This is a genomic window from Lentzea tibetensis, assembly GCF_007845675.1.
Taxonomy (GTDB): Bacteria; Actinomycetota; Actinomycetes; order Mycobacteriales; family Pseudonocardiaceae; genus Lentzea; species Lentzea tibetensis.
This window is the reverse complement of the sequence record NZ_VOBR01000020.1, coordinates 1-16548: the sequence shown is the minus strand read 5'-3', so window position 1 is coordinate 16548 and position 16548 is coordinate 1. Positions and strand designations below refer to the sequence as shown.

Below are 16548 nucleotides of genomic sequence, written 5' to 3'. Positions count from 1 at the left end.
TCGAACTCCGGCAGGTCATGCCAGCAGGTGGAACACCTCGGTCGTCACCTCGGCGGGATCGTCGCGATGAGGCCCGTAGACCTCCCACCGCGGCCCCGCCAACGGCTGTCCGTGCGCGGCACACCACCGCACCACGGCCTCGTGCGCCGACGCCAGACCCGCGTACCCACCGCGGTGCACGGTCATCGCAACCCGCCCCGCGGGCAACGCCGACGCCACGACCCGGCCGGTGAGCCGACAGGACTCCGGGAGCTCGACGCCGACCTCGACGGTCGGCACGTCGTCCAGGTACAGCATCACGTTGCGACAGCCCCGGCTGATCCCCGCGGCGTGCACGCACGCCCAGACCTCGTCCAGCATGCCCTTCCACAGCGACGGGAAGTCGTGCCACGTGGTCGCCGCCCGGACAACAGCGGTCGGGTGCGCCGCGACGGTGATCAGCTCCACGACGTGGTCCATCGGCGCCGCCTGTCCTCGAACCCGGTGCTGTCCAGGTTGTCACATGCCGGGCAGCCGCCGTTCGAGGAAACCGGCCAGCACGGCGGCCGCGTCGTCGGGGGTGTCGGCCTCCAGCCGGACGAGGTTGCCGCCCGCGCGCTCCGCCTTGCCGTTGCGGTAGGTGTCCGCGAACGGTCCGGAAGCGAGCGCGTCGCGCTGCTCGCCGGCTGCGCGGTCAGCCGCGCCCGCGGACCGCCACTCGCTGCACACGATCGCCCGCGGCGCACTCGCCTTGTCCGCGGTGCGCCGGACGCCGACCGCCACCGCGTCCGGTCCCTCGCCGGTGTCCTTGGTGCGCGTCATCAACGCCACGATGACGTCGCCGAGGCAGTCGGCGAGCGCGACCGTGCCCGCGTCGGCGGCGAGCGTCTTCTCGCCGGGCGCGAGAACGGGGTCGAGTGACGCGTCCGCGGACCCGTGCGCGAGGTCGGCGCCCGTCGGCTTCACCTTCGCCAGCGAGAGACTGAGCACGCGCACGTCGGGAGCCCCGGACGCGTCGAGTGACGGGGCCGTGAGCTCGCCGTTCGCGCCGTCCTGCCAGCCGCTGGCCCGCAACCGGCCGGTGATCTGCCCGGCGTCCTGACCACCGACGAGCAGCGCCACGTCGTAGGGCGGCGCGCCCGCGGCGATCCGGTACCGCACCGCTCCCAGCTCGATGCCCGTCACGTCCGCGAGCGTCCTGGAGTAGGCCGCGATCTTGCCGCCCTCGTAGCCGCGCAACCGTCGCCACGGCCCTTCCGGTGCGCCCGTCCGGCCCGCCACGACGGCGATGCCCTCGCCGTCGGCGTACTCCACGTAGTCCCGCAGCTGGTCGGTCGCCGCCACACGGGCGAGCGCTTTTCGCAGGCCGGTTTCGCCCGCATCGGTCCTGCCGCCGTCGGAACATCCGACGGCGGCTGTCGTGACGGTCAAGGCAGTCACGACGCGCGTGAGCAATCGCGGCAGCGGCGTCATGGGCCGAGATGCTCCCACTGTCCCCACCGCTGGGCGAGAGAGTCAGACGGCGGCCGTGGCCTTCGCTCCCGGCGCCACCGTGATCGTCACCGACGAGAGGGTGCGGCCCTCCACGACGCTGACCTTGGCGGGCTGCCGCTGTCCGTTCACGAGCACCGACTCGTACCGTCCGGCGAACTGCGCGGTCCACGCGAGCGGCCGCGGCCCCGCGTGGTGGGTCAGCGCGCTGGTCTTGTTGCCGTCGTGCCGGACCGCGAGGTCGTGCGCACCCAGCGGGACGTGGTCCAGCTCCAGCCACGGCACCGCGGAGGGCAGCTGCGGCACCGTGGACAGCGCCGACGCGGGTGCGTTCGGCTCGATGCCCAGCAGGCCCTCGGCGATGTTGCCGATCGTGGTGTACGAGACCTCGGGGTAGGCGGCGCGGCTGTCCGCGACGTAGCGGAACCACTTCCACGCCTGGTCGACGCGGCCCCAGCGGAAGAACGTCTCGGGCAGGTAGGTGTAGGCCTCGATGTTGAACGGCGGCAGGTCCGACACCGACTTGTGCACGAAGTCCAGGTAGGCGTCGGTGCGCGGGCCGGGCGCGGTGAGGCCCTTCATCGGCAGGAACCAGGAGTTCTCCTTGCCGAAGTTCGTGCGCGCACCCGCCTTGGTGAAGCCGCGGATGTACCTGTTGGCGCTCGCCGACCACCAGTTCTTCTCGAAGTGCGCGCGCAGGTTGGCCGCTTTCCTGGCGGACGCTTGCGCGCCGGCCTCATCGCCGCGCGCCTGCTGGGCGATGCTGTAGGCGAGCAGCGCCTGGTACTGCGATGCGATGCCGTCGCCTGCTTCGAGCAGGCCCTCGCCGTTCTCGTTGTAGCTGGCGACGCCCTGGAAGATCTTCCCGGTGCCGTCCTCGTCGGCGACGCCGTTGCGGTTGTCGTCGTGAGCGCCGATGAAGTAGGTGACCGAGTTCGTGTAGTACTTCCACAGCGCCGCGTCGTCGACGTAGGCGCGGTTGCCGGTCCACAGGTACTGCCGCACGCCCTTCTCGGTCAGCTCGAACACCGCGGGGACCTCGCGGACGAAGTTGTCGTCGCTCTTGTAGTCCGTGCGGTAGATGCCGCCGTCGAACTGGAACGCCCACAACGGGTACCAGCGCCGACGCTCGGTCGCCGACGTGGCGAACACCTTGAGCATGCTGATGTTCTCGGCGTCGAGGCCGAGCAGGTGCGCGCCGAGCATCTGGTGCGCCACGTCGCGGGAGTAGAACGCGGGACGGTTCGTGAGACCAGCCCAGTACGACGGGATGGTGCCGGGCTTGCCGGTCTGGACCCAGTCCAGTGCGCGCTTGCGGGCCCACGCGAAGTCCGCGTTGAGGGTGTTGCTACCGGAGCGCAGTGCCAGTGCGGGTGCCGCGGTGGCGCTGCCGTTGCCCGCGAAGGCGGTGCCCGCGGCGGCCACCGCCGAGACGAGCAGGGTGCGGCGGGTCAGGCCGGGGTAGGAACCTGGCTGGGGTGTCAACGACCGCTCCTTCGATGTCGAACGTGATGGCAGCGGTCACCACCGACCGTGCCCGTCCGCGCGGGCGGCGTCAAGATCGCAGTCGGATCACGCATCGCCGAATCGCTTGTACCGGAACTCGCCCGTGGTGTTGACGCGGATTTCCCGCCACCAATAGCGTTCTAAATCGTTCAACCCCGGTGTTCACGTGGGCGAACAGTGGAGTGATTTCATGGCTCGGACTCGCCTGTCGGTGTTGTTGCTGCTGTCGACGATGCTCGTGGGAGCGCCTGCCGCCTCGGCGTACGAGCCGCCCGCGACACGCCAGCACGTGGGCCTCGACGCGGGCTGGCGGTTCGTCCGCAGCGACGTCGCGGGAGCCGAGACACCGGGTTTCAACGACTCGGCGTGGACGCCGGTGACCGTGCCGCACACCTGGAACGCGTCGGACGGCCAGGACGGCGGCTCGAACTACCACCGGGGAATCGGTTGGTACCGCAAGCACTTCACGCCGCCGTCGTCGCTGGCCGGCAAGCGGCTGTGGCTGCAGTTCGACGGCGTGAACCAGGTCGCGGACGTGTGGGTGAACGGCGTCCGGCTGGGTCAGCACCGCGGCGGCTTCGCGGCGTTTCGCTTCGACGCGACGAGTGCGGTGAAACCGGGGCAGGACAACGTGATCGCGGTGAAGGCGGACAACGCCGCGAAGCCCGACGTGGCGCCGCTCTCCGCCGACTTCACGTTCTTCGGCGGGATCTACCGCTCCGTGTCGCTCACCGCGGTCGACCCGCTGGGCATCCGCATGGGCGACTTCGGCGGTCCCGGCGTGTATCTGCGGCAGCGAGCCCTGTCCGACGAGTCGGCACGTGTCGAGGTCACCACCAAGGCGTGGAACAACAACGCGACCACCAAGCGGGTCGAGGTGCGCACGGTCGTCGCCGATCAGACGGGCACGATCGTCGGTGAGACCACGGCGGCGACCCGTTCGGTGAACGCCGCCACCGGCTTCGACACCGCGCAGACGATCACGATCCCACGCCCGCACCGCTGGCACGGCAAGACGGACCCGTACCGCTACCGCGCGAGCGTGGAGATCATCGACGCCGACATCGGCGACGTGACCGACGTCGTCACCCAACCACTCGGCCTGCGCACGACCGCGGTCGACGCGAACACCGGCTTCTCGTTGAACGGCCGATCGGTGCGCCTGCACGGCGTCAACGCGCACCAGGACCGGCTGAACCAGGGCTGGGCCGTCACGCCCGCACAGCAGCGCCAGGACTTCGATCTGATGGACGAGATGGGCGTCAACGCCCTGCGCACCGCGCACTACCAGCAGTCCGAGGACGTGTACGACCTCGCCGACGAACGCGGTTACGTGGTGTGGACGGAGATCCCGCTGGTCAACGAGGTGACCGACAGCGCGGCGTTCCGCGCGAACGCCCAGCAGCAACTGCTCGAGATGATCCGCCAGAACTTCAACCACCCGTCGATCGCGTTCTGGGGCGTCGGCAACGAGCAGAAGACCAGCAACGCCGCGACCAACAACCTGCTCCGCGACCTCGCGGCGGCCGTGCGGGCGGAGGACTCGGGCAGGCACTCGACGTACGCCAGCCACCTCGGCGACCTCGACGCGGTGTCGAGCCACACGGAGCTCGCGGCCTACAACAAGTACTTCGGCTGGTACAACAACAGCAGCACCGGCCCCGGCGGCTGGGCGGACCGGCTGCACGCGAGCGATCCGGCGCGCAAGATCGCACTGAGCGAGTACGGCGCGGGCGGCAGCATCAACCAGCACGAGGAGAACCCGCGCCCGCCCGTGACGACGTCGCGCTGGCACCCGGAGGAGTACCAGACCCTGGTGCACGAGAATTCGTGGGCACAGCTGCGGACCCGCGAGTACCTCTGGGGCACGTTCGTGTGGAACATGTTCGACTTCGCCGTGGACAGCCGCTCCGAGGGAGACACCCTGGGGCGCAACGACAAAGGCCTGGTCACCTACGACCGCGCGACGCGCAAGGACGCCTTCTACCTCTACAAGGCCAACTGGACGACCACGCCCTTCGTGCACCTCAACAGCGCCCGCTGGGTGCAGCGCACCACCGCGGCCACCACGGTCCGCGCCTACGGCACCACCGACACCGTGCAGCTGATCCTGAACGGCCAGGCCGTCGGTGCTCCGAAACCGCCCGCGGCAGACCACATCTGCGCTTGGCCGATCACGCTGCGGCCCGGCGTCAACACGGTGACCATCACCGGCACGCGCGATGGCCGGACCTACACCGACACGGCCACGTGGACGCTCTGAAGAGCGATCAGCCGGTAGCGCGCAGGAGCGTTCACAGTGGTCAATTCTGTGAATGACGAAGCACTATTCGATTGAACCTTTTTCGTTCTTGACGGTGAAGTTTTCAGCGATGACGCTGCTCCGACAACGGTGAACGCACGTGTCATGAATTGTTCGACCAAGTCGGGGACTGCCATTGCCGAGCACAGGGATCGTCCGCCGCTTCTGGTGGCGCATCAACCAGCGCGCGAGGCTCGCGGTCGCGTGCCTCGGGATCCTGACCGCGCTCGTCACCACCGGAACGGTCGGCTTCGGCGGCGAGGTGGTCCCGCAGGAACGCGAGAGCGCCGGGCTCGAAGAGGCCATGCACAGAGGTGACTCCCTCGAGGTGACTGTTCACACCGTGTCCGATGTGGACTTGTTCGAAGGCGTGGAGCCCGCCACCGGGCTCGCCTTCCGCGCCCGCGTCGCCGGGTTGCGGCAGATCGCGGACTGCGGGCCGGCGGAGTCTCGCTCGGTCGCTCAGAGCCTGTTGCGAGGCAAGAACGTGTGGCTCGTCGTCAAGAGTGACGACGTGTCCGGAAACGATCGGATCGCGGTCGACGTGCGACTGCCGGACGGAGCGGACTACGCGCGGACCATCGTGCACGAAGGTGCGGCGTCGGCGGACCTGTCGGCCCGCGAGGAGCTCGCGCCGGTCGAGTCCGCCGCCAGGCAGGAACACCGCGGCCTGTGGGCGGCAGGCTGCGCTCCCGACGCAGCGACGGCGACGGCCACCAGCGCGCCATCGTCGTCCGCGCCGAGCCCGACCGTGACCACAACGACCACGACCACGACCACGACGGAGTCTTCCGCACCGCCACCATCCTCAGAGCCGGCCACGGCCACCTCACGACCACCGGCCGACGACGCATGGGTCCGCTTCGTGGTGGGCAAGAGGTGCTTCTTCGAAGGTGTGCGGAAGAGGTCCCCGAAGGGCAACGTCGTGGTCTGCGGCCGCAACGGCAAGAATCAGCTGAGGTGGCGGCGTGCGGACTGAGGATCACGTCGACCTGTTCAGCAAACCGGTCCACACCGCGGAACCCGGCCTCGCGGACGGCAGGCCGCCGCGCGGTCTGACCTCGGACGGCTGGGTGCGCACGACGGGCTGGCTCCAGTTCGGCGACCATCCCGTGAGCTCGGCGCACATCGCCGCGATGGCGGGTCTGCTGTGGGCGTCGGTCGGCGCGGCCTCGCTGGTGAGCACGTTTCCCGTCGCCGCGGGTGTCCTGGTCCTCACGGTTCCGGCGCTGTGCGGTGCGTCGTGGTGGCTCTTCACCACGCGGCTGAGGCCCGCGTCCTCAGCGCGCAACATCGGGACGAAACAGGCGAACGAGCTGGTGCCGGGCGACCTCGTCCGGCTGCACGGCTCGATCGGCCCGATCGGTCAGGTGACCCTGGTGACGTTCGACGAGGACGTCCGGGTGACTTTTCACGGTGGCGAGCACCAGTCGTGGGCTCACCATCACGTGGTGCACATCGCGGAGTTGCTCAGCTGAGTCCCGCACATTCCGGTCCGGTGGCTATGCCAGGCGGAGTTGTCCTGGATCCACGTCCGTCGGGCCGAGGTCGCCGGTGCGGTAGTGCTTGCGGCACAGGACTTGGTAGCGGACGTCGTCGCCGGGGATCGTGTCGGCGACGAGGACGGTGTCGCCGTCGCGGACGATCTGGTCGTCGTGGATGCGGGAGTTGAAGCGGCCGGGGAGCCCGCACCAGCACAGCACCTCGACCTGGATGGCGTTGAGCTCGTCGGCGAGCTCGAAGAGCCGTGCGGCGCCGGGGAAGAGGCAGCTGCGGAAGTCGGTGGCGAGACCGAACGCGTAGACGTCGATCTGCGAGTCGTCGGCCAGCTCGGCCAGTTGGTCGACCTGGGTGGGGGAGAGGAACTGGGCTTCGTCGACGATCAGGTAGTCGACCCGGATGCCTTGGGCCCAGTGGGAGCGCACGAGAGCGCGGATGTCGATGGTCTCGTGCACCTCGAGCGCGCCGCGGGCGATGCCCATGCGGCTGGAGATCGTCGGGGTGCCGGACCGGTCGTGGCGCACCAGCAGGAGGCCGCAGCGGCCCTGCCGGGCCTGGTTGTGGTCGATCTGCAGCGCGAGCGTCGACTTCCCGCAGTCCATGGGGCCGTAGAAGAACCTCAGCCTGCCCGGCACGCCGAGTCCGCGCCGCGCGCCGGCGGCCGGAACGGAGGAGAGGGCGTCAGTGGGGTCTGTTGATGTTGCGGGAAGAGCGTCCACGGGCCGACACCCTAGCCGCCCTCCAAAACTCACTAAGCTCTATTACTTCAGTGTTGACTGAACTCAGCCTTCAGTCAACCAGCAGACCCAAAACCGCCACGACGCGACCAGGGCAACGGTCCCGATTCGCTCTGGCGGTATATACCGCTTAGCGATATATTTAGCTGTATGAGGGGTGTGTCGGAGCAGACGTTCCTGGTGCTGACCGCACTGGCGGAGGAGCCGTTGCACGGGTACGCGATCGTGCAGTCGGTGGAGGCGTTGTCGGACGGGCGGATGCGGCTGCGGGTCGGCACGCTGTACGGGGTGCTCGACCGGCTGGTCGCGGACGGCCTCGCCGAGCGCGACCGCGAGGAGGTGCACCAGGGGCGGCTGCGCCGGTACTACCGGCTCACCGATGGGGGAGTGCGGACGCTGCAGGCGGAGGTCGCGCGGATGAGCGCGAACGTGCGGGCGGCGTCGGCGGTGCTGCGGGCGAGGGGGTCTGAGGCGTGAACCAGCTGGAGCGCAGGTATCGGTGGCTGTTGAGGACGTTGCCGCGCTGGTACCGGGCCGATCGCGAGGACGAGATGGTCGGGATCTTCCTGGCCGGGCGGACCGACGAGCTGGATCTCGAGCACGGCTGGCCGGGCTGGATGGAGACCTGGGCGGTGCTGGCGCTGGCGTGCCGCGTGCGGATGGGGGCGTCCGGAGGTCTGGCCCGTGCGGTGGCGCTGGGCGACGTGGTGCGGTCGGTCGCGCTGGTGGGGGCGGTGGCCGGGGTCGCGATGCTCGGTGGTGGGGTGGTGCAGTCGGTCCTGCTCGCGGTCGACGACGATCTGACGACGACGCGGTCGTGGTTGGGGCTCGCGTTCGAGGTGGTGCCGCTGGTGGCGTTCGCCCTGTTGCTGCGGGGGCGCTACGGGTGGGCGAAGGTGCTCACCGGGCTGGTGCTCGTGCCCGGCGTCCTCACGCTGGTGAGCGAGCCCAATTGGCCGTTGGTGTGGTTCCTGGCGCCGTGGTGGCTGGGTTTCCTGTTGCTGTGCCTGGGTTTCCACCGTGAGGCAGCGGCGCCGTCAGTCATGCGGTGGTGGTCGGCGGCCGGCGTGGCGTTCGTCGCCGGTGCGCTCAGCGTCGTGGTGGTCGGCACGCTGGAGACGTACCTGATCACGATCGGGATGGTCGTGGTGAGCGTGGTGGTGCTGGCCGCGCGGACGGTGACGATGGGATCGAGGGGGGCGCAGGCGTGAGCACGTTGGAGCGCAGGTACCGGTTGCTGTTGAAGGTGTTGCCGTCGTGGTACCGGACGGATCGCGAGGAGGAGATGGTCGGGATCTTCCTCGAAAGTCGCGCGGGGGAGGGCTACGACGATCTGGACGGCGAGTACGGCTGGCCGGGGTGGCCGGAGACGCGGTCGACGCTGAGCCTGGCGGTGCGGACGAGGTTCGCGGCCGACGATGCGCCCGCGCACGCGGTGACGCTGGGGGACGTGACGCGGCGGATCGCGTTGCTGGGCCTGGTAGCCGGGGTGATGTGGTCCGGTGCGTTCGTCGCGTCGATCGTGTTCGGCCTGGTGCACGGGTTCGAGGCGGTGCGGGTGACGCCGTGGACGGTGGTGGAGTTGGCGCCGGTTGCGGCGCTCGCGGCTCTGGCGTTCGGGTGGCGCACGTTGGCGAAGGCGTTCGTCGCGTTGCAGGTGTGCGGTGGTCTGGTCGGGTTGTCGCTGAGCCTGTCGCAAGGTGGGGCGTTGCAGTGGGCGACTCAGGCGTCGTTCCTGCTGCCGTCGTGGTTGGCGCTGGCGTGCCTGTGCCTGGGTTTCCACCGCGAGGCGCGGCTGCCCTCCGTGAAGCCGTGGCTCGTCGCGGGCGCGGTCGCCGGGGTGGTCGGGGCGGTGGCGACGTGGTTCCAGGTTGGCCTCGTACTGCCGATGGCCCTCGCGTTGGTGGTGCTGCTGGTGCGGCGGTGGCGTGATCCGGTGACGACGTGGGCGGTGGCCGCGGGGTCGGCGGTGTTGTTGCCGGAGGCCAACTTCATGGTCGTGGTCATGCAGGATCCGCGCTCGGTCTACGTGGCGGCGATCGTGTTGCTGACCGCCGGCACGCTCGTTCCTCTTGTGGCTGCGATGGTCAGACGAGCTTCGGTTCCGGGTTTCCGACGGCCTTGATGGCGCGGCGGACGGGCACGAAGATCAGCAGCACGAAGCCGATCACGAAGAAGATGATCAGCGAGATGATCGCGGGCCGCAGGCTGCCGGTGGCCTGGCCGACGGCGGCGAACACCAGCGGGCCGAGCCACGACGTGGACCGCTCGCCGACCTCGTAGAGCGAGAAGTACTGGGCTTCGCGTCCGGGCGGCACCATCTGGCTGAACAGCGACCGGGACAGCGCGTTGGTGCCGCCGAGGACGATGCCGATGCCCGCGGCGACGAGGTAGAACTGGACCTGGTCGCCCGCGCGGACGAAGAACGCCGCGGTGATGACGACGATCCAGACGCACAGCGAGCCCATGATGGTCTTCTTGGCGCCGAAGCGGCGGGCGATCATGCCGTGCACGACGCCGCCGATGAACGCGACGAACTGGACGATGAGGATCGTGGCGATCAGCGTGGTGCGGTCGAGCTTGAGCTCCACGCTGCCGTACTGGGCGGAGACGTTCGCGACGGTGGAGATGCCGTCGGTGTAGATCAGGTAGGTGCCGAGGAACGCCAGCGTGAGCGGGAACGCCTTGGCTGCCTTGAAGGTCTGGCCCAGCTCCTTGAAGCCGGCGGTGACGACGGACGCGCCGGACTCGGCGCCGTGCGGAGCCTGGTGCTGGGTGAGCGCGCGCAGCGGGACGATGGTGAACAGCGCCCACCAGACGCCGGAGATGACGAAGGCGATCCGGGCCGCGTCGCTCGCGGTGAGGCCGAGCGAGTCAGCCTTGAGGGTGATGCCGAGCTGGATGATGAGAGCGATTCCGCCGCCGAGGTAGCCGAACGCCCAGCCGCGCGAGGAGACGCCGTCGCGTTCGTCGGGGTTCGCGATCTCGGGGAGGAAGGCGTAGTACACGACCACGGATGATCCGTAGCAGATGTTGGCGAGGATGAAGAGCAGCACGCCGAGCTGCCAGTTGGTGCCCTCGACGAAGCCGAGCAGCGCGGTCATCGCCGCGCCGGTGAAGGCGAAGAAGGCGAGCATGCGCTTCTTGTTCTGGGTGCGGTCGGCGATGGCGCCCATGATCGGCAGGACGATCACCTGGACCACGGTCGCGGCGGACAGCAGGTAGCCCCAGAGCGAGCCCGCGGGGAAGGTGAGGCCGAGGATGGAGACGTCGCAGCTCTGGAACGCGTCGTCACCGGGGCAGCCGTTGGCGCCGTTGCGGGCGGTGTCCGCCTTGGCGGCTTCCTGTGCGACGGCGGTGAGGTAGAGCGACAGGAACACCGTTGTCACCGAGGTGGGGAAAACCGAGTTCGCCCAGTCGTACCAGCACCAGCCCCATTGCTCGCGGCGGCGCTTCTTGACCGCCGCGTTGCTGTCTTCCACCACACTCATGGCGCGGGACTGTACTTGTCCGAACTATCTCGCGTTGATCGTCTGCCCAAGCTGTTACCAGGTACCGCGCGACCGGAGTACGTCGCGCAGGACGTCGGGCCGGTCGGTGACGAGTCCGTCGACGCCGATGTCGAGCAGGTGGCGCATTTCGGTGGCGTCGTCGATGGTCCAGACGTGAACTTCGAGTGACCGTTTGTGGGCGGCGTCGACGAAGCGCTGGTCGACGACGGTGAGCCGGCCCTGGCTGACGGGGACCTGGGCGACCTGGCCGCGCACGGCGAGTCCGGCGAGCGGGATGCGTCCGGATGCCCAGAGCGCGCCCGCGCTGCGGGGGCCCATGGAGGTGAGGAGCTCGGGGCCGCCGCGCTTGCGCAGGCGGGCGAGTCGGCTGTCGGAGAACGACGCGAGGCAGACGCGGTGGAGTGCCTTCGCCTTGCGCAGCAGGGCGAGGACGGGTTCGACGGCGCGTTCGGTCTTGACGTCGATGTTGAAGAGCGTGTCGGGGAGCTCTTCGAGTACGTCGGCGAGGCGGGAGATCGGTTCGCGGCCGCCGATGCGGGCGCGCTGGACCTCGGCCCACGGCAGGTCGCTGACGACGCCGGTGGCGTCGGTGGTGCGGTCGAGGGTGGTGTCGTGGTGGACGACGACGTGTCCGTCGCTGGTGGCGTGGACGTCGGTCTCGAGGTAGCGGTAGCCCTCACTCACGGCCCGGCGGAAGGAGCTCATGGAGTTCTCCATGCCGGTGAGGTCGTCGACGTGCCAGCCGCGGTGGGCGAACGCGCGGGGGTGCGGCCCGGTGAGGTAGGGGTGTGTCACGAGTGGAGTGTGCCTTGGCGGCGTGGCGCTGGAGTGAAGGTGGGGTGGCCGGATACCGTCGCGCGCCATGGAGGTCGAGATCCGGGGCCCTGAGGGGCTGAGGCCGGATGAGCCGAGGCACTGCGCGTGGTGTGGACGCAGGTTGCCGGGGAGTGGGCGGATCGGCAGGCCGCGGCGTTATTGCGCGCAGCCGTGCCGGCAGCGGGCCTACGAGCGGCGGGCGGCGTTGCAGCGGGGAGGGTTGCCGGAGGACGCGGTGGTGTTGTCGACGGCGGAGCTCGCCGATCTGCAGGACCGGTTGTTCCAGTTGCGGTGTGCGGCGGAGGACGTGTTCACGGCGGCTTCGGACGGGGCTGACCCCGATGAGCTGCGGAAGCTGGCGGCGGAGATGGTGGAGACGGCGAAGAGCCTCGAGCGGCTCCGGTGATTGGTCAGTCAGTTCGATGATTTCAGTGCTGACTTAAATCAGCGCTCTCCGCACCACCGGTACACGCCCAACTCAAGGCACACCCGCAAAGACCGGGAGAAACCCGGCTGTCGTAGCGGCTTGCCTACCCGCAGTAATCGGACGATCATGACCCGCGTGACGTCCTATTGCCGCACAGCGATGGACCGAGCGGACGTCGGGTTCGGTGTGACGGATGCGCTCGGGACGCTGCGCTGGGTGAACCGCGCCCTGGGGGATTTCCTCGGGGTGCCCGCGGACTCGGCGGCGGGGCGTTCGCTGCCCGCGCTGCTGCCCGGTGTGCCCGAACGCCCTGGTTCGGGGTTCGCGCTGGCGGCCGCGGCCGACAGCCACCGGTGGCTGGAGATCACCTGCACACCGCTGGGCGAGGAGCTGCTGTACCAGCTCGTTGACGTAACGGCGTGGCGTGACCGGGAGCTGGCGGTGACGCAGGAGGCGGACGCGTTGCGGCGGGCGCAGGTGCTGGGCCGGATGGGTACCTGGGAGTGGCACATCACCGAGGATCGGGTGACGTGGTCGGACACGTTGCTGGAGATGTTCGGGTTCGCGCCGGGCACGGAGTTCGACTTCGAGCGTTATTCCCAGCTGGTGCACGCCGAGGATCTGCCGGTCATCGAGCGGACGCTCGAGGAGGCGATGCGGACGGGTTCGGTGTTCACCTACACGCACCGGATGCTGCTGGCGGACCGGCGGACGGAGCGGGTGTTCGAGTGCTTCGGCGAGGTGGTCGTCGACGAGCACGGGACCCCGGTGCGGGCGCTGGGGACGGCGCACGACGTGACGCAGGCGAGCCGGGTGCGCGACGAGCTCGTGCGGATGGCCGAGCAGGACCCGTTGACGGGGTTGCCGAACCGGCGTGCGTTGACGCGGGAGCTGGAGCGCGAGCTGGCGACCGGTGGTTCGGGTGCGTTGCTGGTGCTGGATCTGGACAACTTCAAGGACGTCAACGATCTGCGCGGGCACGGTGTGGGTGACCGGGTGATGCGGATGCTGGCGTCGGCGCTGGAGGGCAGGCTGTCCGAGCGGCAGGTGATCGGGCGGCTCGGTGGTGACGAGTTCGCGGTGGTGCTGCCGGGGTGTTCGATGGCGGACGCGTCGGCGGTCGCTGACGGGCTGCGTGACGCGGTGGCGGCGTTGCCGCTGGTGGGGTGCGGGACGCCGGCGCACATCACGGTGTCGACGGGGCTGGCGGCGTTCGGTCCGGGTGACTCGTGGGAGCTGGTGCTGGCGAACGCGGACCTGGCGTTGTACGCGTCGAAGGCGGCGGGCCGGAACCGGGTGACGGTGTACGAGCCGGGGCACTACGCGGACACGGTGAAGCGGGTGTCGGTGCTGGATCGGTTGCGGGGTGCGCTGGCCGATGGTGGCCTGGCGTTGCACGGGATGCCGATGGTGTCGCTGGTGGACGGCCGGGTGCTGGGGCACGAGCTGCTGTTGAGGCTGGAGGACGGCCAGGAGCCGTATCTGGGCCCTGCGGACTTCCTGCCGGTGGCCGAGCGGTCGAACCTGATCTTCGACATCGACCGGTGGGTGCTGTCGCGGGCGATCGACGCGCTGGTGGCGCAGCCGTCGCCGGAGCTGCGGTTCAACGTGAACATCTCGGGCCGGACGCTGGAGGACAGCGACTTCGGTGACTTCGTGCTGGACCGGCTGGGTTCGGCGGGGGTGGCGCCGGGCCGGTTGGGGTTGGAGATCACCGAGACGGCGGCGGTGACGAACCTGGACGCGGCGCGGACGCTGGCGCGGCAGCTGCGCGGGTTCGGCTGCCGGATCACGCTGGACGACTTCGGTTCCGGTTTCGGTTCGTTCGTCCACTTGAAACACCTGCCGATCACCGGCATCAAGATCGACGGCGAGTTCGTGAAGAACATCGACGGCAACCCGGCCGACGCGGTGCTCGTCGCGGGCATCATGGAAATCGCGCGCGGGCTCGGCCTGTCGGCGGTGGCCGAGTGGGTGGAGCGCCCGGCGCAGGTGGATGCGTTGCGGCGCTTGGGTGTCAAGGTGGGGCAGGGGTTCCACCTGGGCCGGCCGGTTCCGCTCGAGCAGGTCCTTTCGGCGCAGCTGGTTGGTGCGGATGGCGCATTGTCGTCTCAGGTGGTTGGAGCCGAGGATGGTGCGCGCTCCTGATCACCGCCTGATGGGAAGCCCTTCGTGCCATACGACGGATCGTGCGGCCTTCGCCGTATCGAGTTGTTCACGCCCGAACCAGAACGAGTGGTCGACTTCTACGCCGCCGTGCTCGGCTGGTCGGTGATCGCGGACCCGGACGGTTCCTTCACGGGATGGGTTGGCGACCGGCTGGCGGTCGCCGTGCACGCGGGTGGTTCTCCTTGCTGGCGCGTGGTTTTCGGTGGTCCGGTCGCGCGGTCGTTGCGCGATGCGTCCGATGTGGACGCCGCAGTGGACGACGGTCGCGTGCTGCACGGGCCGTGGGCGCCGGAGCCGCGTGGTGGTGAGCCGTGCTGGGCGGAGCTGATGTGCTCGTCGGCCGATGACTCGTACTGGTCGGGTCAGCTGGGCTGGGAGGTCCGGCCGGAGTCGGCGGAGTTCTCGCTGTACGAGTCGTCGCGTCGTGGTGACCGTCGCGCGGTGGCGGGCCGGTTGTGCACGGTAGAGCCGCCGGTGTCGGGGTGGATGGTGTACTTCGCCGTGGATTCGGTGTCCGAGGCGTGTGCGTCGGTGGCGGAGCTGGGCGGCACCGTGCTGATGCCGCCCACCGCGGTGCCCACTGGTTTGGTGGCGTCGATCGCCGATCCGGCGGGCGGGGTGTGCGCGTTGCTGGACTCGCCGTCGGGCTGGGGCGGTGCGTGGTCTAGCTAGCGAGCTCGGGCGGGAAGCCGCCGGTGGCGATGGGGCCCCATCGTTCGATGGTGATGCGGATGAGCGACTTGCCCTGACGTCGCATGGCTTCGCGGTACTCGTCCCAGTCGGGGTGCTCGCCCGCGATGCACCGGAAGTACTCGACGAGCGGTTCGAGCGCCTCGGGCAGGTCGAGCACCTCGGCTTGTCCGTCGACCTGGACGTAGGGCCCGTCCCAGTCGTCGGAGAGCACGCACATGGTGACGTCGGCGTCGCGCCGGGCGTTGGTGGTCTTGGCGCGCTGCGGGTAGGTGGAGACGACGATGCGCCCCTCGGTGTCGACGCCGCACGCGACGGGCGACACCTGCGGCCGGCCGTCCGCGCGCTTGGTGATGATCAGGCCGCGGTGGCGGGTGCGGAGGAACTCCAGCAGCTGGGCGCGGTCGACGACGTCGGCCGTGGCGATCTTCGGCATGATGTGCAGCATGGCACGGTTCACCTCGTACGACGGCACGGAACTCGCATATCGCATCGAGGGGTCGGGTGAGCCCCTGATCTGCCTCGCGGGTGGTCCCGGCAGAGCGTCGAGCTACCTGGGTGACCTGGGCGGTCTGTCCGCTCACCGGCAGCTCGTGGTGCTGGACAACCGCGGCACCGGTTCGTCCGACTCACCCGAGCACCCGATCACCTACCGCCGTGACTTCCTGGTCCGCGACGTCGAGGCCCTGCGCGCCCACCTCGGTCTCGACGTGGTCGACGTGCTGGGGCACTCGGCCGGTGCGGGCATCGCGATGGGGTACGCGCAGGACTTCCCGCAGCGCATCGGCAAGCTCGTGCTGCTGACCCCGGCTCTGCGGTCCGTCGGGTTGTCGCCCGAGCAGAGCGACTGGGACAGCTTCCTGGCGGCGCGGTCGGGCGAGCCGTGGTTCGCGCAGGTCGTGGGCGCTTTGGCGAAGGACAAGGCGGGCGACAACTCGGTGGAGAACCGCGTGGCCGCGTCTCCGATGCTCTACGGGACGTGGAGCTCGCGGGCCCAGGAACACGCTGCGGCCGAGTTGCAGGAGTGGAAGTACGAGGTCGGGCTCGGGTACAACGCGGAAGGCGCTTTCACGCCTGGCGTTTTGCGGCGTGCGTTGGCTGATTTCTCGCATCCCGTGCTGGTCTATTGCGCTTCGGCTGATCCTATTTCGCCGGTGCGGCGGTGTGCCGAGTTGGTGGAGTTGTTCCCCAACGCGCAGCTCATCGTGCACGAGGGTGCCGGGCATTACGCGTGGGTGGACGACCCGGAGTGGCTGGTGAAGCAGGTTGCCACGTTCCTCGGGTAGGGGGTTCGTGGTGGGGTGGGGAGAGGTTCGCGGATCACCAGAGGTGGCCATATTTTCAGGTCGGGGTCAAGACAAAAAGACGTCTTGACCCCGACCTGAAAATATGGCAAGGCTGCGCCTGATCCGCGAACCT

At 69.4% G+C, this 16548-nt stretch carries 17 protein-coding genes; 10 read left to right on the top strand and 7 right to left on the bottom strand.

From position 1 onward, the window contains the following. Positions 1–15: 15 nt before the first annotated feature. The 3 genes from FKR81_RS27885 to FKR81_RS27875 all read right to left on the bottom strand — a co-directional run bounded on the left by FKR81_RS27885 (position 16) and on the right by FKR81_RS27875 (position 2955). On the bottom strand, positions 16–459 hold the full coding sequence (locus FKR81_RS27885) for a GyrI-like domain-containing protein (RefSeq protein ID WP_146356119.1): 444 nt from the start codon (positions 457–459) through the stop codon (positions 16–18). 39 nt (positions 460–498) lie between these two features. Continuing rightward, positions 499–1410 (bottom strand): hypothetical protein, encoded by a 912-nt coding sequence (locus FKR81_RS43775; protein WP_186763212.1) that lies wholly within the window; start codon positions 1408–1410, stop codon positions 499–501. 84 nt (positions 1411–1494) lie between these two features. Next, on the bottom strand, positions 1495–2955 hold the full coding sequence (locus FKR81_RS27875; RefSeq protein ID WP_146356117.1) for a hypothetical protein: 1461 nt from the start codon (positions 2953–2955) through the stop codon (positions 1495–1497). A gap of 211 nt (positions 2956–3166) precedes the next feature. Here FKR81_RS27875 and FKR81_RS27870 point away from each other — a divergent pair, with 211 nt between their 5' ends. The 3 genes from FKR81_RS27870 (at position 3167) to FKR81_RS27860 (ending at position 6756) form a co-directional block, all read left to right on the top strand. Then, the gene (locus tag FKR81_RS27870; RefSeq protein ID WP_222598423.1) at positions 3167–5239 is read left to right on the top strand and encodes a glycoside hydrolase family 2 protein; all 2073 of its coding nucleotides are present in this window, start codon (positions 3167–3169) and stop codon (positions 5237–5239) included. A 175-nt stretch (positions 5240–5414) separates the two neighbouring features. Further along, a complete protein-coding gene (locus tag FKR81_RS27865) occupies positions 5415–6257 on the top strand; it encodes a hypothetical protein (protein ID WP_146356115.1) in 843 nt (280 codons plus the stop codon). Beyond that, on the top strand, positions 6247–6756 hold the full coding sequence (locus tag FKR81_RS27860) for a hypothetical protein (protein ID WP_146356113.1): 510 nt from the start codon (positions 6247–6249) through the stop codon (positions 6754–6756). Before FKR81_RS27865 ends, FKR81_RS27860 begins: the two co-directional genes overlap by 11 nt. Before the next feature lie 24 nt (positions 6757–6780). Here the strand turns inward: FKR81_RS27860 and FKR81_RS27855 are convergent, their stop codons facing one another. Beyond that, positions 6781–7497, bottom strand: coding sequence for a thymidine kinase (locus FKR81_RS27855; protein WP_146356111.1), 717 nt, complete (start codon positions 7495–7497; stop codon positions 6781–6783). A gap of 168 nt (positions 7498–7665) precedes the next feature. Between FKR81_RS27855 and FKR81_RS27850 the strand changes: the two genes are divergently transcribed. The 3 genes from FKR81_RS27850 to FKR81_RS27840 are packed head-to-tail and all read left to right on the top strand — an operon-like array spanning position 7666 to position 9640. Next, complete coding sequence (locus FKR81_RS27850) at positions 7666–7992, top strand: PadR family transcriptional regulator (RefSeq protein WP_328593163.1); 327 nt, start codon at positions 7666–7668, stop codon at positions 7990–7992. Next, positions 7989–8726, top strand: a complete 738-nt coding sequence (locus FKR81_RS27845) for a hypothetical protein (protein WP_146356109.1) — start codon at positions 7989–7991, stop codon at positions 8724–8726. Before FKR81_RS27850 ends, FKR81_RS27845 begins: the two co-directional genes overlap by 4 nt. Continuing rightward, positions 8723–9640 (top strand): hypothetical protein, encoded by a 918-nt coding sequence (locus FKR81_RS27840; protein ID WP_146356107.1) that lies wholly within the window; start codon positions 8723–8725, stop codon positions 9638–9640. The genes FKR81_RS27845 and FKR81_RS27840 overlap by 4 nt, the downstream gene beginning before the upstream one ends. Here the strand turns inward: FKR81_RS27840 and FKR81_RS27835 are convergent. Then, entirely contained in the window at positions 9603–11006 is a 1404-nt protein-coding gene (locus FKR81_RS27835) for an MFS transporter (RefSeq protein WP_146356105.1), read from the bottom strand. The genes FKR81_RS27840 and FKR81_RS27835 overlap by 38 nt on opposite strands. A 54-nt stretch (positions 11007–11060) precedes the next feature. Beyond that, the gene (locus tag FKR81_RS27830) at positions 11061–11822 is read right to left on the bottom strand and encodes a glycerophosphodiester phosphodiesterase (RefSeq protein ID WP_235921809.1); all 762 of its coding nucleotides are present in this window, start codon (positions 11820–11822) and stop codon (positions 11061–11063) included. 67 nt (positions 11823–11889) lie between these two features. On the opposite strand from FKR81_RS27830, the gene FKR81_RS27825 reads away from it, so the two are divergent. The 3 genes from FKR81_RS27825 (at position 11890) to FKR81_RS27815 (ending at position 15111) form a co-directional block, all read left to right on the top strand. Beyond that, positions 11890–12249 (top strand): hypothetical protein, encoded by a 360-nt coding sequence (locus tag FKR81_RS27825; RefSeq protein ID WP_146356101.1) that lies wholly within the window; start codon positions 11890–11892, stop codon positions 12247–12249. Positions 12250–12429: 180 nt separating this feature from the next. Then, positions 12430–14418, top strand: coding sequence for a putative bifunctional diguanylate cyclase/phosphodiesterase (locus tag FKR81_RS45710; protein ID WP_268891587.1), 1989 nt, complete (start codon positions 12430–12432; stop codon positions 14416–14418). A 24-nt stretch (positions 14419–14442) separates the two neighbouring features. Further along, positions 14443–15111 carry a VOC family protein gene (locus tag FKR81_RS27815; protein WP_146356097.1) on the top strand — a complete coding sequence of 223 codons (669 nt, stop codon included), beginning with the start codon at positions 14443–14445 and terminating at the stop codon, positions 15109–15111. Here FKR81_RS27815 and FKR81_RS27810 read toward each other — a convergent pair. After that, positions 15104–15565: a PPOX class F420-dependent oxidoreductase gene (locus FKR81_RS27810; RefSeq protein WP_186763219.1), complete on the bottom strand. Its 462-nt coding sequence runs from the start codon at positions 15563–15565 to the stop codon at positions 15104–15106. The two genes, FKR81_RS27815 and FKR81_RS27810, sit on opposite strands and share 8 nt — an antisense overlap. A 10-nt stretch (positions 15566–15575) precedes the next feature. Here FKR81_RS27810 and FKR81_RS27805 point away from each other — a divergent pair, with 10 nt between their 5' ends. Next, positions 15576–16415 carry an alpha/beta fold hydrolase gene (locus FKR81_RS27805; protein WP_186763210.1) on the top strand — a complete coding sequence of 280 codons (840 nt, stop codon included), beginning with the start codon at positions 15576–15578 and terminating at the stop codon, positions 16413–16415. The last annotated feature ends 133 nt before the right edge of the window (positions 16416–16548 follow it).